We start from the raw sequence: 21,969 nt of genomic DNA, 5'->3' as shown, positions 1-21,969 counted from the left end.
CCTATCTGCCGACAACGCCGGTTCCGTTAATCAATTTATCGAGCATTTCATCTACAACGGTGATAACACGAGCCGAAGCGTTGTAAGCGTGCTGGAATTTAATCAGGTTGGCCGTTTCCTCATCGGGCGACACGCCGCTGATCGATTGACGCAGGCTGTCCGCGTGGTCAGTGAGCAGCTCGCCGTTCTCGAGCATTTTCTTCGCATGATCGGTCTGTACGCCCAACTGGCTCATTACCGCTTCATAGTAACCGCCGTACGTGGAGGATGCCGTCAAGGCTGTACCGCCGAAGTCAAACGTCTTCTCAGCCAAGCCGCCGATAAGAAGCGCCAGATCGCCGTTGCTTTGCACGACTTTGTCGGTAGGCGCCGCAGGCGGTTTGCTGACGGTCTCGATGCGCAGGGAAGCCGCGATCTTCTTCAAGTCTTTGGCGATGTCCGGGTTAACACGGATGTTCGCTGCGGTAATTTTGCCCGATCCGTCGGAAGTAACGAAAAAGTCCTTCCCGTTGGTAGCCGGATCTTCGAGGGTGTATCCGAGCTTGTGTAGTCCGTTCAAGCCATCGACAGTTACCTTCGCATCGGCAGCCAGTTTACGCGGGTTGGCCGGGTCCATTTTGGCTCCTGCCGGGGGTGTCATGCCATTAGGCAAAATGCTTCCCGCCGGGAGAGTAACCTCGATTTTGCCGTTAGCCAGCGTATTAGCCATAAGATCGATTTGTTTGGTATATTCGGCAATGAATGTATCCCGCGATTGGACATAACCGAAGATTTCGCCGGAAGTGACGCCCGCCACATCGGCTTGCACAATCGAATCCGAATTAAGATCGTCGATAACCTGTTTCGCCCCGAACGTGATCTGGTAAGTCTGAGACGTTTCCGTTACTTTCACGTTACCGAGCTTGGACAATTGATCGACGAGATAGTCACGTTTATCACGGAGGTCGTTGGCATTATCTCCGCCCGACTCAATATGCTTAATCTGCTTCGTCAAGTCCGCGATCTCCGTTACATAGCTGTTCGCTTCGGACACTTTGACGTTGATTCTTTCCGTGATGTTGTTCCCCATCGTTGTAAACTGATTAGCCATGCTGTTGAAAGAGTCGGCCATCGCCATCGCCTGCTGAACGACTGCGGAACGTGCGGCCAGGTCTTCCGTACTCGGGTTTTTGCTGAGCGTCTGCCAGGCTTTCCAAAATTCCGTGATATTTTTAGCCAGACCGTTTTCCGACGGTTCGTTAACAACGCCCTCGATGTTGCTTAGCGTTTCCGAAATCACTTTCGATTCGTTCATTAACGAGTTCTGATTCCGGTATTCCACGTCGAAATAAATATCCCGGATGCGCTGGATCGCATTGACTTCAACCCCCATACCGAGCTGGCCGGGAGAGGTCGAATTGGTCACAGAAGGATATTCAAGCGGACGGGCGGCAACCATCTGAGCCACCTGGCGGGAATATCCCGGAGTGTTGGCGTTGGTAATGTTGTGACCCGTTGTATTCAGCGCGACTTGCTGTGCGATAACACCGCGTTTGCCGAGCTCCAGACCATGAAATGTAGAACGCATAAATTCACTTCCTTTGCTGTTGGGCCTTAAGCGGCCGGAATATGTGACGGGCTAAGCCCGTGTATCGAAGTAAGCGTTCTTGCGTCTGGCCTGTCCCTGCTGGGTCGGGTTCGCATAGATCGCGTCCTGCTCGGGTGTTGCGGTTAGGAGGTCGAGTGAAAGGTCGATAAAGCCCAGTGACTGTTCCACCAGCTGCTGATTTAAGGCATTGAGCTCTTTAAGCTGTCTGATTTCTTGCAAAAGCCGCTCCTGGCAATCCATTAACTGCTGCTTTTCCTCCGCTTTGAACACCAGCTTAACCAATTCCCCGACAGTTATAAAAGGGTTCGTTTTATAGCAGCGTGTCACCATGTATTCATTGATCTTGACTACACGGCGCTGATCCAGCTCCTGGATTTCTTTAACGGCCTTGGATTCTTTCTGGACAATAGCGGACAGTTCTTCTATGGAGTTTTGAAGAATCGCTTCTTTCTTCCTCGCCCCAAGCTCCCGAAGATCCTGGTGACATTCAATAATGCGATTCAAGACATTGACGATTTCGGATACGGACACAGCTCTTCCCCGTTTCTGCCGGTCTTATTTGAGGTACGGAAGGAGCTTCTCGGCAATCTTGCCCGCTTCCACATGGTAGGTTCCCGATTTGACCTGCTGCTTCAATTCTTCTATTCTGCGCACTCTATTCTCATCCCCCGCGGCTCCAAGCAGTTCTTTAGCTTCCGTAGAAATTTGAACTTCGTCTTTGGGACGGTTACGTTTATCCGCGGCAGCCGTCTGAAACTGTTCCTTATGCTTGGCATACGGATTTACATTTCCGATACGATGGCTATCATTAATTTTCATAGTTTATTCACCTCTTGTTATCTGATGGAGGATCCTCTACTTTCCAAGGCCGCTGCACGGCTCGATTCTACAAAAAAACCGATAATGGTTATTACTATTATCGGCAGAAGGGTATGATCTTTTTAGTTAAATACAGCTTTTCTGATTAGTGCCGGTCTTTTAAGCGGTCCGTAATACGAAAATGATGAGTGTCTTTTTCCGTATTTCCGCTGTTTTTGCCCTCATCCATTACCTGGTTCACGTCCCGTACGAGGCGCTGGCGGCAGGAATCGCACATGGTATGTTCACGAATGGGATTTCCGCAAACTTCGCAGGGATAAGTCAAATTCGGTGAATCGGCTATCGAAATGCGGCCCTCGCGAATAAAACGGATAATTTGGCGCATAGGGACTTCCGTCTCTTCATGCAGTTCCTGGAGATCGCATTTACGATTCTGCCGCAGATAGTCCGCACAAGCAACATACTGAGCCTCGATGTCTTTGACGCAGGCCGGGCAAGTTTCGGCGAATCCTTTCACAAACAGCTTTCCGCAGCGCGGGCAGTTCTGAACGTTCATACTCATTATAATCACCTTATCAAGCTTCAAGTATAGTATACGACTAGTGTAACGTATTGGACTTGCGTTGAGAAGGGGCCTTCTGAAAGAGTTGGAAATATGTTCTTCCTATCCACGTGTGCGGTATAGCCAAATTACCGAGCCCACATCAGTCCGTAAACCTCTGCCGGCAAGGATTGCGTTATAGCCCGGGCACATTGGTTTAGAGTACTCCCTGTTGTGTAGACATCGTCCAATAGGAAGATCCGGACCGGCTTTCCTTGACACGCGAGCTCCACCTGCTTCCGCTTAAGCGACTCCTCGGCTTCCCCAAGAAGCTTGAAGGCTCCCTGGAGATCGTTGAGCCGCTCCCCTCTCGACTTGAAGCTTTGCTTAGCCGTGTGTCTTGTCCGCTGCAGCAGAGGCATCACGGGCAGCGAGAGCCGTCTCCCCAGCTCTGCCGCCATGGCCTCAGCCTGGTTGAAGCCCCTTTCCTCCAGCCGGCTCGTATTCATAGGTACGTAACTGATGCAATGGAGGCCCGGACCTTCCTGACCGGCAGCAGGCAATTCTTTAATCAATTGATGATAGGCATGCACCAGCATTCCCGAGAAAAGTGGGAGCAGGCGTTCATTGCCCCTGTATTTGTAGGAGGCGAGCCACTCTTTCATCAGGGAGTTATAGCGGACCGCACTTCGACTGTACCGGAAAAAGCACGATATACGCCGGACACAGTCCGGGCAATCATCCGGACGGCCGCAAACCGGGCAGCGGACAGCCATTATCCAAGGAATGGCGTTAAAACAGGTCATGCAAAGCCCGAGACTCTCTTTGGCGGAATTTCTGCGTCCGCCGCAGCAGATGCAATTAATCCCCTCTATACCACGGGTGTTTACCTCAGCTTCAGAAAACTGAAACCATCGTTTTACCTTGCTCCACCATTCCCCGGGCAGCTTGGGATTAGTAAGACCGATCATTCGTTTATACTCCCTTCCAAGTTACCTGCTTTACTTCCGCTAGCTTATTTTCGCTATCTCACTTCGCTAATTTAATTCCACCCATTCACTTCAACTAACTTACTTTAATAAATATCCCCTTCTCCGTGCTGTCCGGTTCATTTTTCTAATCTGCCGGATAGCCCCTCTTTGAGACACGGTATTTTCCGGCCCTGCAAAAAAGACAAGACCCTTGGGATCATCTTTCGATCTTCCCGCGCGGCCCGCCATTTGAACCAAAGCGGCTTCATTAAACAGACTGGAATCCGCATCCAGGATGAATACATCCGTTTTGGGTACGGTTACGCCGCGTTCCAATATCGTAGTCGTGACCAGAATGTCCGTAACCTTGCCGCGAAAGTCGGTTACCTTCACCGACCTTTCGCGGTCTTTGGACGATGTGCCAGCGATAACCTTGTCCGGCCAGAGGCCTTGGAGCAGCCCGACAAGCGGGTCCACCAGCTTGATCTCCGGCACGAACACGAACAGCTGCGCGCCGCGTTCGAGCGAGCCCTCCAGACGCGTACGCAGCGTCTGGGGCAGGGCACTGCTGCGGAGAATACGCCGCAGCGAGGGCACCGGCACCCGCCTGGGCACAGGCAGCGGATGCCGGTGAAAACGCACGGGCACGGTGACGTGAGGCAGGCGTCCCGACGCCGCCTCGCGCTGCAGTGCCCGCGGGGGCGTCGCCGAGAGGAGGACGTAGCGTCCTCCCGGCGCAAGAGCTTTGCGCGCGGCGAATTCCAGCGCCGCGCTGTTCAGGTACGGGAAAGCGTCGATCTCGTCGATAATCACGGCATCAAAAGCATGCGCGAAGCGCATAAGCTGATGCGTGGTTGCGATCGTGATATCACCGCTTTCCCAGGTTTGGCTGCCGCCGCCGTACAGCGTCACGATGCTGCGGCCCTCGAACGCGCGCGTCAGGCGCGGCTGCAGTCTCGAGCACGACGTCCCGGCGCGGCGTAGCGATGGCGATCTTGCGACCGTGCGCAAGCTCGTATTGGAGGAGCGGGAAAATCATTTCGGTCTTTCCCGCTCCTGTAACCGCCCAGATCAGGAAACTGGGCGCTGCTCTGCCGCTGCCTGCTCTCCCGCCGGAGCATCCGGCGTTTTGGAGTATCCCTGCTCCTCCTGCCGCCTCTTTACTATCGGTTGAGCTATCGGGTAAAGTGCCGCTTAAAAACGCCAGCGCTTCCTTCGAAGCTGCCGTTTGAGCCGGGCTCAGCCCCCATGGGGTCAAATAAACCTCCGTATCAAGAACATTTGCCGATGCCCTTGTGGTCTTTTTATGACCAGTCATCCCCCTCGGGCCTGCTTTTACATCAGGCAGCCCGAAAGCATTCCCCTCGTCTCCGCCGCTCCCCTTAGTTCCTTCAATCAGCAAAGTACATGAGCGTACTCTTCCCATGGTCAGACACTCTTCACAATACGGGCAATCCGTCCCGCAATGATAACAGGGCGTAAAATGAAGTTTTCCGCTTCCACACCTTTTACAGCTGTAATCGGTCTGCCGGCGCCAAAATTCGGGAAACTTTCTTGTTCGCTTACTCTGTAATCCATTGGTTAAGGTGATATCTCCGTTTAAATAAGCCGCTTGAATGTAATCCTTCCAAACTCCGTTTTCCAAAAGCTCTGTCATACCGGAAGCCTCCAGCAAACGAATAACTTCTTCACTCAAAAGACTTCTGCCGTGCAGTGCTTCTATAAGCCGGTCATACGTGATTAAATTGTCAGGAAACACAGATAGGGCGCAAGTAAACCAACTGTCGTAGTCTATTGAACGGAAAAGGAGAGATTGAATGATTTCAGTAGGCATAGGCGAGGAAAGACGCGCTAGTTCTTCCGGGAGGAAAGAGAAGGTGTTATTTCTGCTATCTGGGGCTGGAGAATGTCGTAAATCTACTGTAGAACTGTTTAAAGCCGATGCTTGCAAAAAATCACTTAACGACTCAGGTGACGAAGAATTAGGATAAATGGCATTAGAGGGGGTGAAACAATCGGAATTCGCTTGGGAGGAATTTCTTTTACCAGTAGAGTAAGAACGGTGGATAGGCAGCGTGTTATTTTCCTGAAGGAGAGAATCTTGTCTTAACAAATGAGGCGAGCAAATAGACAGGTGGGTTTCGAGGGTAATAGAAGATAAACGTTTCTTGCAAGAGGGAGAACTCAGCAAATCAATGAGGGCCAGAGCTTGTCCTATTGAAACAGGAGGCTCCAGCAGCACAATCCGGACAGAACGTCCGAGCCGCTCGAACCAGTACGTGAAGTCGACGGCCATCGCAAGGGAAATGTGCCATTGCCAATCATTTTCGTCGGCAGCAGCGTATACCTGAACTTTCATGACTCACCCACTTCAACGCTTATTCGGTTGTAAACGATTACGCAAACCATAGACGCACAAAGCCAATACATCATCCTAGATGTTTACTCAAACAACGGAAGTTTAACGAGCTGCTTCTGGTTGCTCACATGCATAACCACGAGGTTATCGCGCTCGGATGAGAAAGCCCATTCTTCCCAGGAAGATTCGGGCAAAACCGTTCTAATCTTAAGCTCGTAGGAACGTGAAAGCCTCTCGGCGATCCGCAGCGTATCGTCTGTAGAACCTTCGTCAATTACGGATACGGACAACGATTTTCCACTAAACCTCGCAATAAAAAACAAAGAACGGATATACCATTCGATATGCATTTGGTTATCCTTGGTCACTAAAAGCAAGTGGTACGAACGTAGCGTTTCACTGGGGCGTTTTAACGCATGGAGCATACATACACAGAAGATGTAGCTCCCTACAAATAACATCAATCCGGTCCACATGACGGCTCCCTCCCTTAGCATACTATATGCCTTGGCGGGAGGGTTGGTTCCTAGAGAGTCACCCAGCCGTTTTTGATGGCGATAATAACGGCCTGAGTGCGGTCGTCTACTTCCATCTTCTGCAGAATGCTGCTCACATGATTTTTTACCGTTTTCTCACTGATATAAAGGAATTCTCCGATCAGCTTGTTGCTTTTACCTTCAGCCATCAAACGCAAAACTTCCGCTTCACGCTTGGTCAGCGGGCTTGTCGGAACATGAATATATTTCAGGCCTGATTCCTGAACACCGTTGCCCGATCCCATGACACCGTTATCATCCAGATATGTCATACGACGAAGCTGGTTGATCAATTTACCGGTTACTTTCGGGTGTATATAGGCATGTCCGGCTACAACGGAGCGAATCGCATTGATCAGCGCCTCCGCCTCCATGTCCTTCAGCAAATATCCGGAAGCACCTTTGCGAAGCGTCTCAAATACATAACTCTCATCGTCATGAATCGAAAGGATAATCACCTTAACGTCGGGAAAAATGAGCTTTAACCGCTCGGTAGCAACGACGCCGTTTTCCAGCGGCATGTTAATATCCATAAGGACTACGTCCGGCTGCATTTCATTGCAGAGTTCGATAACCTGAATACCGTCGCCGCATTCCCCGATGACTTCCATATCGTCTTCCATATTAATGATCCGTTTGAGGCCTTCGCGAAACAGCTGATGATCGTCCGCAAGAATGAGTCTTACATTACGCTTGGGACTCCCCTGGTTGTCCATTACCAATTTCCTCCTTGTTCTCTGCGCGAATGGGAATCAACATCGTAATCTTCGTTCCCACGTCCTTTTCTGAGTAGATGGCCATGTCCCCTTCGAGTAACTTCAACCGTTCCCGCATCCCGATAATGCCAAAGTTGTTGCCCTTGGCAATCTTGTGCTCCGTCAAATCCACATTGAACCCGATTCCGTTATCGTTAATGGAGATACTGACCAGATCCTCCTGGAAAGACAGCTCAAGTGTAACGAACGTTGCATGGGCATGCTTGAGAATATTGGAGAAGGTTTCCTGAATCAGGCGGAAAATAGCGACCTCCATTCCCGATGGAAGTCTCGTTTCTTTGCCTGAAATTTCAAGCTTCGTATGTACCTGTGTCTTATCTTCAAAATCCTGGACGAATTTACGTACGGTCGGAATCAAGCCCAGATCGTCCAGCGCCATCGGCCTGAGATTGAAGATCATTTTGCGAACTTCTTCCAGCCCGCACCGCAGCTGGGACTTAAGATCTATGAGTTCTTCCTTTGCCGCCGTATATTCCTGTTTGGTTACCATGCGCTCCGCAATTTCCGTGCGAAGTACGACGTTCGCCATAGTCTGCGCTACCCCGTCATGAATCTCGCGGGCCATGCGCTTGCGCTCGTCTTCCTGGGCCAAAATTATTTTCAGCCCGAGCAGTTGGCGGTTTTTGGCCGACTCCAGAATACGGGTGACCTGATTAAGATCACCCGATAAATATTCGAGAACGACATTCATCTGGGAGACGATCATTTCCGCCCGCTCGAGCTGTTTGTCTACGTTTTTGATTCTTTGTTGGATGTCGTTGCGTCTTTCTTTCAGGTGATTCTCTTTTTCCCTCGATACCGTAAGCTGCAGTTGGAGCGATATAGCCGCCTCGTAGGCGGTTTTGATGTCATTTTCCCGGTATCTGGCAAAGTCACGGCTTACTTCCGTAAGACGGATACGCGCACGTTTGTAGTCACGTTCCAGGTTGTCCACCAGCTCGATCGTCTGGGTAACTTCATCCTTAACTTGACTTAATTCCCTAAGAAGCGACTCTCGTTCGCCCCGGGCGCTTTCGCAAATTTCGAATACCTGGTACTTGCTGCTCTCCATGACTTCGATGGCGTTCTTGATGACACGGTCTAATGCATCCACCTGCAAATCGCTCCAAGCCCCTTTTCAAAACAAATTGGTCTGCCTTCTATAGTACCATACTTTGTGCTGTTTGAGAGTAAACTAATAGAACTATTTATTGCAGGTTAACGATCTGTTCGGCCTGATTCCACGTGACTTTCCAGCCTAAAGTTTCAGTCAGCAGACGCAGTGGAACCATCGTTAAATTGTTCATGATACGCGGCGGAACCTCGGCGGTAACCCGCTTGCCGTTCGTGATTAAATCCAGTTCATTGTTCCACATATCGACGATGTTCCCGTCTTTAACAACCGTTGCACGGAGTGCCTCCTGATCCCACAGGACTTTCGCTCCCAGCGCTTCGGAAACAAAGCGGGTCGGTACCAGTGTGTTGCCGCGGTCGTTAATCGGGGCCTGCTCCAGCCAGTATGATTTCCCGTTGACGGTTGCCATCTGGTTGCCGATTTGCAAGGTTACCTTGTTCAAGCTGCCGGACGGAGTCCCATAATTCGGATAGCTGAAGGAAATATCGTCAAGCTCGATTTTACCTTGCAGCGCACGTTCGTCCTGACCCTGCTCGGGATTAACCACATAAATGCTGCGCAATGTAAGCGGGTATTTCAGATTAAGGCCTGACAAGTTGGCCGAAATGGACTTCCAACCCTGCCAGTTGATGTTTTTGGCGAGCTCTACCAGTTCTTTTTTGCCATCCGCATCAATTACTTCGGCACGGAGCCAGTTCTGGCTTTCGTCGCCTTTTACCTTAAGATTGATCGTTTGCGGATAGCCGTATAACTGCGCACCGGTATTGTTAAAGACCGCATACGACGCCTTGTTGCCGCTGCCTTTTGTAAAATCGTAAGCAAGCTGCAGACTGTTGTTACCGGACTCGTTCTTCACGATGCTTAGCTTCGTGTCAACCTCTGCCGGGAAACTTTCCGTCGTCGTAAGCACCGACTTGTCGTCGAGGTTGTACCACATGGATTCATTGCCGAGCGGAATGTTCAACATACTGCTGTAACCGTCGTACCGGGCGATAACTTGAGCATTCTTGCTGCCCTCCAGGCTGTCCACTTTCAGGACGCCGTTCTTGACTTCGCCCTTCACGCCGAGCACTTCCCACTCAAGCGATGCCGGGGAAATTTCTTTGGTTTTGCCGCTCTTGGTCGTCGCGGTTACGCTCAGATTGTAGCTTCCGCCCGCAACAAGCCCTTGTCCGCTCGCTTTCGAAACCTTCATAGAGCTGATGTCCGCACGGCGTATTACTTTTACATCCAGGTTCGACGAGCCTGCACTTGTTGTTGCCGTAATTTTACCGCTGCCGAAGCTCGTAGGAATGAAGGCATTTCCTTCGAATTTTCCAAGATTGTTAGAAACGCTCCAGGTCGGCTGAACGCTTTCCGAAACAATCGGGTTGTAATATTCGTCATAACCACTGAAGGTGAACGTCGCTTTCTCGTTCAGGAACAGCTCCGTGTCGCCTTTCATAGTGAAGCCCTTCGGCTGGCCTTTCGGTGCCGTCGAGAAAACTCCCAAGGCATTCACGACCGCCCTCTGTGTGCCATATTCCGTTACATGGGCCAGCTGGATATTGTTCGTGCCCAGAGGACGTTCGACCATTTGCGTGGAACCGCCGCCGTCCAGATTCATCGCTTTGTATGCCCCGATTTGAATCAGAAAACGCTGGAATTCCTGCAGACTCATACCTGCACTGTTATCATTCTTATCGGCTGTAACCAGGTAAGCCTTCTTCATATCCTGTGAGTAACCCACACCTGTACGTGAACGGTATCCTCCGAGGGAGGAAACGTCGCGCGAGAACGAAGTGGCTTTGGCCGCGTCTACGAGGATGGAGTGGCCCCCGATCATCGTTTTAAAAGCATCGTTTGCATAAGCCGTCCCTGTACGCTGGTTAATAAATGCATAGTTTGCCGTAAGAGGATCTCCGACTTTTAAATGTTCTTTAACGAATTGAGCGGATTTGCCCGCGGCTCTTAAAATATACCCGTTCTTAGGCGGCTCGATTTTAATAACCGTGTCCGGTGCGATTTGTTTGATAACCCCGTCTTGTACCAGGACTTCGGTCGGTACGGATTTCCCGTCATTCGAACGGTCCACCTGTCCCCAAGCATCGGTATACATGAACAACCCGTCCGTATGGCTGTGAGTACCGTCATCATACCAATAGTACGTTTTGTTGATGCCTCCGAGTTCGAAGGAAGCGCCGTCCTTGGCTTTTACCGCCCCTTGGAAAGCAAACAGGTCAATCACCGGCTTGTTATCCTTTGTTATCCCAAAAGCGTACAATCCGGACATCTTGTTGGATGGAGTGGACATGATTTGTCCGTTGGTGATTTGCGGGCCCAAGGGCACGCCTTCCGCTTGCGTATTAAAAAAGTCCCCGTTAACCGCCGCGACTGCGCCGGCCGCTTTAGCCATAGTAGCCACCGTCTGCTTGTCGGTAAACTGATTATTTTTGCCCGCAATTACATCCAGTTTCACATACGGGTTCGTCAAGTCTACTTCTACTACGTTAGCGGTAGCCGAGACCTTCTTGTTGTTTCTGGTAAAGTTCCAAACATACTTCTTCATAACGGCACCCGAAGTTAAAATACTCTCCGACTTCAAAGTAACCGTAGGGTCAGCGGCAAAAGTGGGAACAGGCAGGGATACGACTACCTGAAAAGCAACGACGAATGCGAGTGTCGATCTCCACAGCTTGTTGGTAAACCTCATTCTTCTTTCACTTTCCTCTCTCCTGAATAGGTAAAATCAACTAGGACACACAATAGTATAGACTCTTAAACTAGCTAAAAAGTTACGAAATTTATGTGATTTTTCCTAGAGTAATTGAGAAAAGAGAGCAAAACGCCTGCAATTTGGTCCAAACTGGAATAATCGCGTCTAAAATCGGTCTTTTTATGCTTTTTTGAGGATAGACGAAAATTAGAAGCACTTAAACAAGATAGCTATTGAGGAACTATTAAGGAGAGAAAAGCATAGTATCCTTGTTCGCTGTGATTGTTTTTTCGCATAACTATTTCTATGGGGACCGCTGATCCCTAATGTCGCTAACTTCCGTTTCTATTTATATAGAAATTTAAATCAAACCAATTGTATCCTCTCATACATTTAGCGAACAAAAAAACACGACCTGACCCGTTAGGATCAAGCCGTGTTCTTCACGCCTTTTCAGACAAGTTGTACTAAAATGAATCTTACAGAGCGTCCGCTTTGAGCAGTTCAGCTTTATCTGTACGTTCCCAAGGAACATCCAGATCGTTACGGCCAAAATGACCGTAAGCAGCCGTTTGCTTGTAGATCGGACGACGCAGGTCAAGCTCCTTGATGATACCGGCAGGACGAAGGTCAAAATGTTTGCGGATGAGCTCAACGAGCTTCTCTTCGCTCACTTTGCCTGTACCGAACGTATCGATGCTGATGGAAACCGGCTTAGCAACGCCGATGGCGTAAGCCAGCTGTACTTCGCATTTTTCCGCGAGTCCTGCAGCAACGATGTTTTTAGCCACATAGCGAGCCGCGTATGCGCCGGAACGGTCGACTTTTGTCGGATCCTTACCGGAGAACGCACCGCCGCCGTGACGAGCATAACCACCGTAGGTATCTACGATAATTTTACGGCCAGTCAGACCGGCATCGCCTTGAGGTCCGCCGATTACGAAACGGCCCGTAGGGTTGATGAAGTAGTTGGTGTTCTCATCCAGGAATTGCGCCGGAACGATTGGTTTGATAACGTGTTCTTTGATGTCCTTTTGAATTTGCTCCAAAGTGACATCTTCACTGTGTTGTGTAGATACTACGATCGCATCAACACGTACAGGCTTGTCCCCATCGTACTCAACCGTCACTTGAGTTTTACCGTCAGGACGGAGGTATTCCAGTGAACCGTTTTTGCGGACTTCAGTCAGTCTGCGGGAAAGCTGGTGCGCCATCGAAATCGGCAGCGGCATCAGTTCCGGTGTTTCATTTGTTGCGTATCCGAACATAAGACCTTGGTCGCCTGCACCGATCGCTTCGATTTCAGCGTCGCTCATTTGGCCTTCACGGGCTTCGAGAGCCTGGTCTACCCCTTGTGCGATGTCAGGGGATTGTTCGTTCAGGGATGTAAGGACTGCACACGTCTGGTAGTCGAAACCATACTTCGCGCGTGTGTAACCAATATCCTTAATTGTTTTTCTGGCAATGGCTTGAATGTCCACATATTCGGAACGGGACGTGATTTCGCCGATGACCAGAACCAAACCGGTAGCCACGGATACCTCACAAGCTACGCGTGCGTTAGGATCGTTCTCCAAAAATGCGTCTAACACCGCATCGGAAATCTGATCGCAAATTTTATCGGGATGACCTTCTGTCACGGACTCGGATGTAAACAAACGTCTGCCGCGTTCTAGTGCCAATGTCATCGACCTCCTACTTGATTTAGTATGTAGAAACAAGTGCGAACTTACACAAAAAATGAACCTTTTCCTCGGTGGAAAAGGTTGCTTCAGGACCTTCTTGAAGTTATGTTACTTCATTTGTCGATGAATGTCAACGAAACAGGTATGAATTATAAAGTGAAGAGAACCTCTTCCGCCCTGCGAATTAACCGGCTTGTAATTGCCCCGCCAACCGCACCGCTATCCCGTGAACTGATGTGTCCCCAGTAGTCTTCTTTTATTGAAGCTGCCGGGATTGAACCCAGCTCGGAAGCAAACTCCGTGCTTAAATCCAAGTTTCCCAAAGCTTGTTTTCCCACTGGCAGGCCCATTTCCGCGGCGATTTCGTATTTAAGTAGGTCTAAAGCTTTGTGTGACTCGGGAACTAACTTTTTGTTGTTCTTCGACATCTTTTTCACACTCCTTCACTGGTTGTGGGATTAGTATCACCTTACCGCTTCATTCAACCCGTATAAGTTGTTGTCAGCTTGGTTAATTTATGGGGAGTGAAGGTTATCGATTGATTGATGTCCTTAAACGAATGATGGTCCTTTCGAATAATGCAGGGTAAAGATCGATGTTTAAATTATGTTAATCACGCAGAAATTTCCAACATTTTTACGTATAAGGTATTGAAGCCATAAGCCATAGCCAAAGTTTACGCAAATGTCAAACAAGTTCTAAGTAAGAACAATCATTATTTGCCCAATTCCGGCTTTAAGTAGACCTTTACACAAAAACTATTTATAAAAAATGGCGGGATACCCATACTGGGATCCACGCCACTTTATCTGTTATAAAAACGTTGTTGTTCTAGTCCTGGTTGTCCCTTATTGGGGGACCTTAGTGCCATCTGCATTTTGCACTACGTAACCGCCACGGACCATCACATACACGTCTGCTGTTTCCTTTAGATCAGGCTTAACGCCACGACCGTCTCTTGGGAAAATTAGCAGATGATTGTTTTGTACCACTGTACCAGCAGCCAGATCTTTGCCGGCCGTTACATCGGGAATGCCATTGTCATCGTTACTCACGGCCAGAGTCTTACCATTACGTACAATCAGCTCAGAACCCGCATCGGCCAGAATAGTTTGTCCGGCTTTAAGCACAACGACCTTCATGGCATTGCCTTGGCTTGTGGATGGCGTTCCGCTTCCACCGTTGTTCGTTGGCAACTTTGCGATTTCTTGCGCAATGATTTCTTTAATTTTGCTCTCCGTTAAGCCATTGCTTCCCCCGCCTGTACCGACGGACCCGCCAAGCCCTTGAACGTATTGTTCCAGATAGCTCTTGGTTACGACCGGGTCATCTGCGGAGCCGGGTGTCGGAGCTGCGGCATGAATAGGAGATGCGAGTACTGTTAATATAACCAGCCCGAGTCCTATAACTTTCTTCATGAAAGAACCTCCTTAAGAAAAAAGGAGACCCTATTGGGTCCCCTTTATTTTACTGTTGGAAAGTAGATTACTTAACTGTGATTACAGTAGAATCGGATTTTCCGTTAGCAATAGCTTGCAGTGTAAAGCTCGAAACAGTTCCAGTAACTGTGATTTCACCTTTGCTGGAGATTGTTACAGAACCGCTACCTTGTACATCGGTTGCAGTGTAGATAACACCCAGGATGTTGTTGTTATCAGCAATTACAGCTTTGCCATACTCAACACCATAGTTATCAGTTACTGTCAGGTCGAGAAGTTCTTGAGCAGATACAGGAGTAGCTTTCTTGAATTCTGCTTTGTCATTCTCAGCTACAACTTTAGCAACTTGAACAGCTTCGTCTTTAACGTTGATAGAGATAGAAGCAGTTTTTTGCTCGCCTTTAGCAGTGTTGTAACCAACAGCTACTGTAGTGGAGCCAACTTTGTTACCCAGTACGTAAGGTGTTCCTCCTACAAGCTCAGCAACAACAACTGAACCATTGTAAGTAGCAATGGAAGTAATTACGTTGGAAGGAAGTGCAACAATGTCACCTGCGTTGTCTTTCGCAGTGATTTTAACTTTTTTACGCAGAGCACTAGTTCCGATTTCTTTTTGTTCTTTAACAGTCAGTTTATCAGCTGCTGCATAAAGATCAGAAACTGGTGTTACCGTGTAAGAAAGGTCTGCAGTTTTATCAATTACTTTAACGTCTCTAGTAATGCTTGCAAGCACATTACCTTTAGAGTTAACGAGTTCAGCTTTGAATGTTCCATAGATGTTGTTGCTAGCGTTATCTACAGAATCTGCAACTTTAACATCGAACCCTTTGTTGAAAGTTTTCAGATCGCCTTCAGTGTATTTAGTTGAAGTGATAGGAGTGCTCAAACCGTCTTCTACAAGCGTAACACCAGCATTGTTAGAAGCGAAGGATACTTGTACGTATACATCGCCAGTAACTGCTTTGTCAAGCTTGGAGTCAAATTGATCAAGTACGTTCAGCTCGATATCAGCAGTTGCACCTGGCAATGCTTTCTTAGCTGGATCGTTAGTCAGCTTAAGTGTGCTAGGAATACGTGCACCTTTAACATTGTAAGTTTTTGTGTCGAACGAGTTCAAGCCTGGGGATGTCAACACAATGCTTACGCTGATAACACTCTTGTCAGTTGCAGTCATTTCAGTGATACGCAGTTTACCTTTGTTTTCACCACTTTGAACGATTTCAATCTTACCGTTCGAAGTCGAAAGGTTTACAGTGTTATCGTTGCCTTGATTTGTTTTCAAGCTGTTCACGATATCATCTGCACTCAGTTGGTTACCTTCACTGTCATATGCAGTAAGATCGATAATTGCTTCGTCGTCACCTGCGGAGATTTCCTTGCTTACATCACCAAGTTTAACCTTCGTAGCTACTTTCGAAGATTTAACGTTGATTTTAGCAGAAGAGAAGGAAGCTTGAGTTTGAACATTCAGTGTATAAGTGCCGGATTTAGCTACGTTATCAAGCAAAGATACTTTTACGTTCAGAATACCTTCGTTTCCGGATTTTACAACTTCAGTTTTCAGGTTTTTCTCATATTCAGAGAAGAAACGAGTAATTGTTTTGTCGTAATCTTCGGAATCGTCAGCAGCTACCAGGTTGCCGTATTGGTCGTAACGGAGCAACTCAACAGTTGCCGTTTGGCCTTTTCCGGAAAGAGCGTCACCACTGGAGTATTTTACTGTACCCAGCTCACTCTTCGTGATGATCGGTTGCGTTCCGATTTTAAACGTTTTATTTACACTTACACGGGAATCGTTCTCAATGATGTTAACTGCTACCACGCCGTAGCCTTGCTTGTAGTTATCACCAGTAGCTGTGTCGAGAATCAAACGAAGAGTACCGTCTTCTGCTTTAGTGATTCTTTTCAGTACATCGTTGTTGTTACCAGCGTATACAGTGTATGCACCAGCAGAAAGGGAAGCAGCTTCACCGTATTGGTTCGTAGCAGCCAGTTTAATCATTACGTTCTTGCTGTAAGCGATTGTGTCGCTAGGGTTCAAGAACTCGATTTTAGTCAGTTTCTCGTCTTCAGCGGAGAATTCTGCTACAGCTTTGTCAACTGTTTCAGCAGCCAGGCCGCTAAGTGTTACGGAGTAAGCACCAGCATTAATTTTGCTGTTAGTCAGTGTAAGTACAGCAGATTTCTTGTCGTCTGCCCATTTAACGTCAGTTGCTACGGAAGCAGTACCTTTTTTCAGAGCAAGGGATGCTTTAGCAGTATCAACTTCACGGTTGAATTTAACTGTTACAGTTTTAACGCCAGTAGCTTTAGCTTCGGATACGGAAAGCTTCTTGCTAGCGTTGTTAAGTTGTTGTGCTTGGTAAGCGGAAGTTACGAGCAGGTCGCGCGTAGCAGCTGCAGTACCGTTGAAAGGTTGGCCAGCTGGAGCTTCGAACAATTTCAGTTCTTGTGCCAGTTGAACATAACCTTTAGCCCAGTCGGAAACTGTTTTATCGGAAACGCCCGGCTTAGCTTTAGCTTCGGACTCTTTACCAAGACCACGGATCAGGAATGTAGCGAGTTCTTCTTTAGTTACATCGCCAGCTGGGACGTATTTGCCTTCTGCTTTACCGTCAGTGATGCCGGCAACACGAAGAGCTTCGATGTAAGGAAGAGCGTAACCGTTAGCAGGGTCGCTGGATTTAACGTCTTCGAAGCTGGAAGTAGTAGCGGAAGATTTCAGTTCGAAAATCAGAGCTGCTACTTTAGCGAATTGGGCGCGGTTCATTTTGTCGTTCAGACCAAAGCGGCCTTCTTCAACCCCGTCAAAGATGCCTGCTTGAATCATGGAATCGAACTTGGCTTTTGTAGCCGCGTCCAGATCTTTAAGATCAGAGAAATCATCAGCCTTAGCTGCGAATGCTACGGAAGAAAATACGGACAATGCCATAGCTGTGGAAAGAATTACGGATAAACTTTTTTTCATAACCTTTTTGTCTCCTCCTTGAATATCTTTCGGGTTTTGAGAGTGATTAGAAATTCTAGAGCTCATATTACTCATTGAATGATTCACCCCCTTTCCAGAGTGGTTGAGCCTAAATGTATAACTAATTCATCTGCAGCCTAAAAGACCACATAGAATCTAGTAACGAAACTAATAGATATGTAGACATCTAACACCACTTTAAACATTATACATGGGCGTTATTGCTACGTAAAGAAGAATTTTGAGAAATGATTCCAGAAAACCTTGCGTTTTTGGAGCTCTCTTGCTCTTCCAATGTATTAAACGAGCGGTTTCGAAAAAAGTTGCGGCTGTTGCGATTTTTTTTATTTTTTTTGAAATCTTTTTGTAACTTTTTTATTACCCTTATGTATTATAGCTTGGGATAAATAGGGATGTCCAATTTTGAAGACTCTGAGTCCGGATATCTTCATATACAAAGAAGACACGACAGCAATGCGCTGCCGTGTCTTTTCTTTTTACCTTTTTACTTCAGTTTGCCCTGCTGCTTCATAACACGAATGGCAACAATAGCCGCCTCGGCTCTCGTGAAGGTTTCCAGCGGATCGAAACGGACGGTTTCTTTCTTCTGGCCTTCGATAAGCACGTTAGGCTTGCCTTCGATCAATTTAGCCTTCACAACGGCCTCTACGGCCGGCTGGGCATAGTAATCGATCGTATTCGCATCGGTAAATGTTTTTTGCAGCCCTGCGAGAATCTTTTTGTTATCCGTGCCCAGCTTCAAATCTGCCGCACGGGCAATCATTACGGACGCATCCTGACGAGTAAGCGAGCTGTCGGGACTAAAGCGGTTGCCCGCCGTACCCCTGACGATACCTGCTCTTGCAGACTGTCTCGATGTACTTGAAGTCATACAATCCGTACAGATTCTCAACCTTAAATACGTCGATAAAGGTCGGCGTTCCGCTGTAATTTAAAGGAAGATCAAAAATACGAACGAGCATAGTAGCGAACTCGCCACGGGAAATCGGTTCGTTCGGGCTGAACGAATAGTTCGTTTTGCTGTTCATGATTCCTTTGGAGAACAAGGTTTCCAGTTCATTTCTTGCCCACGGATGGCCTGTTACATCATCGAAGCCTTTATCCATGTACATTACTTGATAGTAACCGAATTTCTCAAACGGAACCGTAACGGTGTTGCTCTTCACATCCACAACGCCGCCAAGATTAACCCAACCGCGGCCTGTCAATGTGTTGTACTGCTCGTACGTATCAAAGAAGAAGACGGAAATATACTTACCGGCATCGTCACGGATAGCTTGGTCGAACTTAAGAGTCAGCGTACCGCGCTTGGTAGGAACGACCGTTTGATCAACGGAACGGGTATAGAAGTTGTTTTTAAGATCAAACGGTTCCATCCCTCTTCCCCGGAGAGCGTTTTGCAGATAATCTTCCGTCGATTGTCCGCTTGCTTTCTCAGGAATCGTACCGGAATCGATATAGAACAATTTGCTCGCTGCGCTAAAGTTGTCGCCCTTGCCTTTTCTGGCAAGTAAAGACTTGGCATAGTCGCTGCTGAACGGGTTGTTGATCTTGTCTACACGGCCGTCAACGGTATCTGCTATACCGAAGTAAACTTTACGATCGGCAGTAATGTACTGATTGTTATCGAAAGTCGGTTTAAAGCGCATAAGCTTGGTGTCTTTATCGAACTTCAGTTTAACGTCACCGTTAAATACGTTGAAGTTGCTGGTCATATCGTCCAGATATTCCGCTCCGACAACCGGAGTATTCGTGTTGTACAGCACGATAGTACCGTTTGTTTTCGAAGTTCCGCGGTTTACCGTGAACTTGATCGTGTTTTTACCCGCCTTCAAGTCTCTCACTTCATAAGAGAAACGATCGACATCGAGGCCGTTTTCGTTCAAGGTTTGCTTGCTTGCCGTCTCTTTACCGAAAGTAACGCTGTCCGCTTTCTCGGCATCAATCACAATCGTGTAAAAGTTACTGTTGATGTTCGCTTGGTATTCATGCTTTTCATTTTCGATAAGTACCGGTTTTTTCACCACGTATGGCAGCGGTTCACGTGCAATGGTAACCGTTTTGGAAACACTCATGTTAGCTTGGTTCGTAACGGTGAACTGGAAGGTCATTTCGCCTTTTTCAGGAAGCTTAATGGCATTCGTTCTAAATTCAACGCCAGAGCTAGGCATGCCCGTGAAGAATCCGCCGGTTACGTTCGTGCTGGAACCGTTAGCGCTGCTCCATACATGGTAATCCGCGCGTGGGTTGCCGTCTTTATCTTTCGAGTACACGTTCAGGGAAACGGTAACGTTGCCCGCGTTAGTCGTGTTAAAGAATTTACCGTTCAATTGAACGGTGCGTTCATTCGTGGCATACATATCCGGCTTCTGGGCTTTCGGATACTTGCTCTTGCCGACCGAATCTTCATTCGGTACGAAAAGAACGATTTCCGGCGCTTCGGCCGTGATCAGGTTGACGTTATAAATCGCCTTGCTGATCAGCGAATTGTTTACATACATAAAGAACTTGATCTGGTTAGCGCCTTCGCTGAACAGTTGAGCCGGCGTAATGCCGTATTTCGTGCCCAGTCTTGCAAGGTCGAACTTAAATTGACGATTGGCGTCAAAGTCGCTTGCTTGAAGCTCGATCATTTTGTCGTTGACATAAAGCTCGACTTTGTTACCGGCGCCTGTAGGCAGGTAGTTGACCGCTTTACCCGAAAGACAAGCGACGGCGGAGCCGCAAGTCAGCTCTTTAACATCACGGAGTGTGATGCCTGTGTTGCCCGGACTTGCGATTTGGTTCGCGATAATATACGGTGCGTTGTTAATTTGGATCGTATACTGACGGCTTCCGTTTTCGATCAGTGTGCCTGAAGCATCCACCGGAACAAACTTGATGTTCTTTTGGCCGTCGGTGATATTCTCCAGTTTGTAGATAAATTCATTGTTGGTCGGATTGGCAACTTCTGCGATTTCTTTGCCATCCAGGAAAACCTTGATTTTAGCTGTGTGTCCGTTAGCTTTAATCTTCATTTCTACCGGCAGTTCGTTAACCTCGGTCGTTGCAGACTCAGTTAAGGAAGTGTAGATGTTTGTGTTCGTAGCGGCGTCTTTGCCCGTTACCATCGAAACATCAAGAATGCCGGCTTCGTTCGGGTTGGTGTAGTTAAAGGTATACGAAGACTCCCCTTGTCCCGCCGAACCTGTTGCATCTTTGAAAATAAATTGAATCGTTTGCGGGTTACGAGCAGCTGTCCATTCGGTCAGACCGGCAACGTTAAGATCCAGAACAAGATCATAAGCCGCATATTCATTGGCACGCGTGAACGTGGAGTTCGGAACAAACTTCTTGACTGCGCCCCCTACGGAGCTGCTTGGCGTATTCAGGTCAAGACCCGCAGCTACCTGCTGTCCGTTGATCAGCACATCGACACGGTTCTGACGCAATGCGCCGGTCGAATCATAGTCGACTTTAAGGCTTGTTCTAAGCGTCAGTTCTTTTACGTCGAAGTTAGGCTTGTCCAACAGAGACTGGGTAGTGCCTGCGCTTGTGATGCCCATTTGTACCCCGAAAGCAAACGGCTGGCCGTTGTCGTACACGAACCGTTTTTCCGTCTGGTAGGAGTTCGAATCGTTACTAGAATCAAAAACAATCCGGTTATCCCCGGCTTTCAGACAAATTTCACCCGTGGAACCGCAGCCTGCGGCGGCATCTCCCCCACGGAAATAAACCATGCCTTCGGTCCGGTTAAGAATACCGATTTTAGGAACCGTACTTCCGGTTTCATATGCTTTTACTTCGTTCGCGTTGGAAGCTTTGGCTTTAATATCGACAGCCGTAACACCCAGCTTGATGTTGCCGCGGTCAACCGGATAAATTTTGCCGTCCACCAGACCGGCGTTATTTACCGTAAAATCGGTCAGGTTGGTCGTTGGCGTATAGTAAATCCAGCCCGGTGCGGAAGACAACGTGTTAGTGTCTCCCATTTTAACGATAATGCGGTTCAAGCCTTCGGAAAGCGTGATGTTCGAGAATGTAATCTCGTTCGCGCCCGTTTGTGTAGGTTTGTGGGATTTCTCCACTGTAACCTGCTTTGTATTAACGTTCATGATCTCATAGTAAATTGAGCTGATCTGCGAATCGCTGATGTTGGAAATGCTCGCTTTCAGAGTGAACGGATTGCGTGTTACGCGTGTAACGTTGTTGTAATCCTGTGGAGCTTCCTTGTCCGTACCGAAGTTTACGGTCTGGTTGTACATGTTGGTGATGGAAATGGTGGAAGCCGCGTAAGCCGTAAGAGGCGGAAGCAGGCTAATCAGCATCGAAAAGAGCACGAGAACGCTGAACCATTTACGGGTATGCTTTTTCAAAACAAAACTCCTCCTTATATAAATGGATGAAATCTACAATGGAACGTACAATCTTGCTGCCTGCGGGCCCCCTTCCGGTGTTGAGCGAAGCTGATCATGGTG

General features: G+C 48.1%; 17 protein-coding genes. All 17 read right to left on the bottom strand.

The annotated features are described in order from the left end of the window. Position 1 precedes the first annotated feature (1 nt). Positions 2-1,567 (bottom strand): flagellar hook-associated protein FlgK, encoded by a 1,566-nt coding sequence (flgK, locus tag ABC395_RS00540; protein WP_413000149.1) that lies wholly within the window; start codon positions 1,565-1,567, stop codon positions 2-4. 51 nt (positions 1,568-1,618) lie between these two features. Then, the gene (locus ABC395_RS00535) at positions 1,619-2,119 is read right to left on the bottom strand and encodes a flagellar protein FlgN (RefSeq protein ID WP_413000148.1); all 501 of its coding nucleotides are present in this window, start codon (positions 2,117-2,119) and stop codon (positions 1,619-1,621) included. A gap of 24 nt (positions 2,120-2,143) precedes the next feature. Further along, positions 2,144-2,407 carry a flagellar biosynthesis anti-sigma factor FlgM gene (gene flgM, locus ABC395_RS00530; RefSeq protein WP_103996884.1) on the bottom strand — a complete coding sequence of 88 codons (264 nt, stop codon included), beginning with the start codon at positions 2,405-2,407 and terminating at the stop codon, positions 2,144-2,146. A 145-nt stretch (positions 2,408-2,552) separates the two neighbouring features. Beyond that, positions 2,553-2,969, bottom strand: coding sequence for a flagellar protein (locus ABC395_RS00525; protein WP_413000147.1), 417 nt, complete (start codon positions 2,967-2,969; stop codon positions 2,553-2,555). A 128-nt stretch (positions 2,970-3,097) separates the two neighbouring features. Continuing rightward, positions 3,098-3,919 (bottom strand): ComFC family protein, encoded by an 822-nt coding sequence (locus tag ABC395_RS00520; protein WP_413000146.1) that lies wholly within the window; start codon positions 3,917-3,919, stop codon positions 3,098-3,100. 99 nt (positions 3,920-4,018) lie between these two features. After that, the gene (locus ABC395_RS00515) at positions 4,019-4,831 is read right to left on the bottom strand and encodes a helicase-related protein (protein WP_413000145.1); all 813 of its coding nucleotides are present in this window, start codon (positions 4,829-4,831) and stop codon (positions 4,019-4,021) included. Continuing rightward, the gene (locus ABC395_RS00510; RefSeq protein WP_413000144.1) at positions 4,788-6,278 is read right to left on the bottom strand and encodes a hypothetical protein; all 1,491 of its coding nucleotides are present in this window, start codon (positions 6,276-6,278) and stop codon (positions 4,788-4,790) included. Before ABC395_RS00510 ends, ABC395_RS00515 begins: the two co-directional genes overlap by 44 nt. Positions 6,279-6,361: 83 nt before the next feature. Further along, entirely contained in the window at positions 6,362-6,628 is a 267-nt protein-coding gene (locus ABC395_RS00505) for a hypothetical protein (protein ID WP_413000143.1), read from the bottom strand. Between the two features lie 176 nt (positions 6,629-6,804). Next, positions 6,805-7,530, bottom strand: a complete 726-nt coding sequence (locus ABC395_RS00500; RefSeq protein ID WP_009677083.1) for a response regulator — start codon at positions 7,528-7,530, stop codon at positions 6,805-6,807. Further along, complete coding sequence (locus ABC395_RS00495; protein ID WP_413000142.1) at positions 7,502-8,689, bottom strand: sensor histidine kinase; 1,188 nt, start codon at positions 8,687-8,689, stop codon at positions 7,502-7,504. The genes ABC395_RS00500 and ABC395_RS00495 overlap by 29 nt, the downstream gene beginning before the upstream one ends. A gap of 88 nt (positions 8,690-8,777) precedes the next feature. After that, complete coding sequence (locus ABC395_RS00490) at positions 8,778-11,396, bottom strand: stalk domain-containing protein (RefSeq protein WP_413000141.1); 2,619 nt, start codon at positions 11,394-11,396, stop codon at positions 8,778-8,780. A gap of 482 nt (positions 11,397-11,878) precedes the next feature. Further along, a complete protein-coding gene (gene metK / locus ABC395_RS00485; RefSeq protein WP_413000140.1) occupies positions 11,879-13,087 on the bottom strand; it encodes a methionine adenosyltransferase in 1,209 nt (402 codons plus the stop codon). 146 nt (positions 13,088-13,233) lie between these two features. Then, entirely contained in the window at positions 13,234-13,512 is a 279-nt protein-coding gene (locus tag ABC395_RS00480) for an alpha/beta-type small acid-soluble spore protein (RefSeq protein WP_413000139.1), read from the bottom strand. Between the two features lie 420 nt (positions 13,513-13,932). Beyond that, complete coding sequence (locus ABC395_RS00475; RefSeq protein ID WP_413000138.1) at positions 13,933-14,502, bottom strand: hypothetical protein; 570 nt, start codon at positions 14,500-14,502, stop codon at positions 13,933-13,935. A gap of 67 nt (positions 14,503-14,569) precedes the next feature. Further along, positions 14,570-17,566: an S-layer homology domain-containing protein gene (locus ABC395_RS00470; RefSeq protein WP_413000137.1), complete on the bottom strand. Its 2,997-nt coding sequence runs from the start codon at positions 17,564-17,566 to the stop codon at positions 14,570-14,572. A 430-nt stretch (positions 17,567-17,996) separates the two neighbouring features. Further along, positions 17,997-18,383, bottom strand: coding sequence for an S-layer homology domain-containing protein (locus ABC395_RS00465; protein WP_413000136.1), 387 nt, complete (start codon positions 18,381-18,383; stop codon positions 17,997-17,999). Next, positions 18,313-21,867, bottom strand: coding sequence for an S-layer homology domain-containing protein (locus ABC395_RS00460; protein ID WP_413000135.1), 3,555 nt, complete (start codon positions 21,865-21,867; stop codon positions 18,313-18,315). The genes ABC395_RS00465 and ABC395_RS00460 overlap by 71 nt, the downstream gene beginning before the upstream one ends. Between the last annotated feature and the right edge of the window lie 102 nt (positions 21,868-21,969).

It is taken from the genome of Paenibacillus canaveralius, assembly GCF_047238265.1.
GTDB lineage: Bacteria > Bacillota > Bacilli > Paenibacillales > NBRC-103111 > Paenibacillus_F.
Note: the sequence above shows the minus strand (reverse complement) of the source record. Positions and strands in the feature narration are given on the sequence as shown.

Excerpts from the sequence above, each read along its gene's own strand:
- ABC395_RS00500 (WP_009677083.1), bottom strand. The coding sequence starts at position 7,530 with ATGGACAACCAGGGGAGTCCCAAGCGTAATGTAAGACTCATTCTTGCG.
- ABC395_RS00465 (WP_413000136.1), bottom strand. The coding sequence starts at position 18,383 with ATGACTTCAAGTACATCGAGACAGTCTGCAAGAGCAGGTATCGTCAGG.
- ABC395_RS00510 (WP_413000144.1), bottom strand. The coding sequence starts at position 6,278 with ATGAAAGTTCAGGTATACGCTGCTGCCGACGAAAATGATTGGCAATGG.
- flgK (WP_413000149.1), bottom strand. The coding sequence starts at position 1,567 with ATGCGTTCTACATTTCATGGTCTGGAGCTCGGCAAACGCGGTGTTATC.
- ABC395_RS00525 (WP_413000147.1), bottom strand. The coding sequence starts at position 2,969 with ATGAGTATGAACGTTCAGAACTGCCCGCGCTGCGGAAAGCTGTTTGTG.
- ABC395_RS00505 (WP_413000143.1), bottom strand. The coding sequence starts at position 6,628 with ATGCATATCGAATGGTATATCCGTTCTTTGTTTTTTATTGCGAGGTTT.
- flgM (WP_103996884.1), bottom strand. The coding sequence starts at position 2,407 with ATGAAAATTAATGATAGCCATCGTATCGGAAATGTAAATCCGTATGCC.
- ABC395_RS00470 (WP_413000137.1), bottom strand. The coding sequence starts at position 17,566 with ATGAGTAATATGAGCTCTAGAATTTCTAATCACTCTCAAAACCCGAAA.
- ABC395_RS00475 (WP_413000138.1), bottom strand. The coding sequence starts at position 14,502 with ATGAAGAAAGTTATAGGACTCGGGCTGGTTATATTAACAGTACTCGCA.
- ABC395_RS00520 (WP_413000146.1), bottom strand. The coding sequence starts at position 3,919 with ATGATCGGTCTTACTAATCCCAAGCTGCCCGGGGAATGGTGGAGCAAG.
- ABC395_RS00480 (WP_413000139.1), bottom strand. The coding sequence starts at position 13,512 with ATGTCGAAGAACAACAAAAAGTTAGTTCCCGAGTCACACAAAGCTTTA.
- metK (WP_413000140.1), bottom strand. The coding sequence starts at position 13,087 with ATGACATTGGCACTAGAACGCGGCAGACGTTTGTTTACATCCGAGTCC.
- ABC395_RS00490 (WP_413000141.1), bottom strand. The coding sequence starts at position 11,396 with ATGAGGTTTACCAACAAGCTGTGGAGATCGACACTCGCATTCGTCGTT.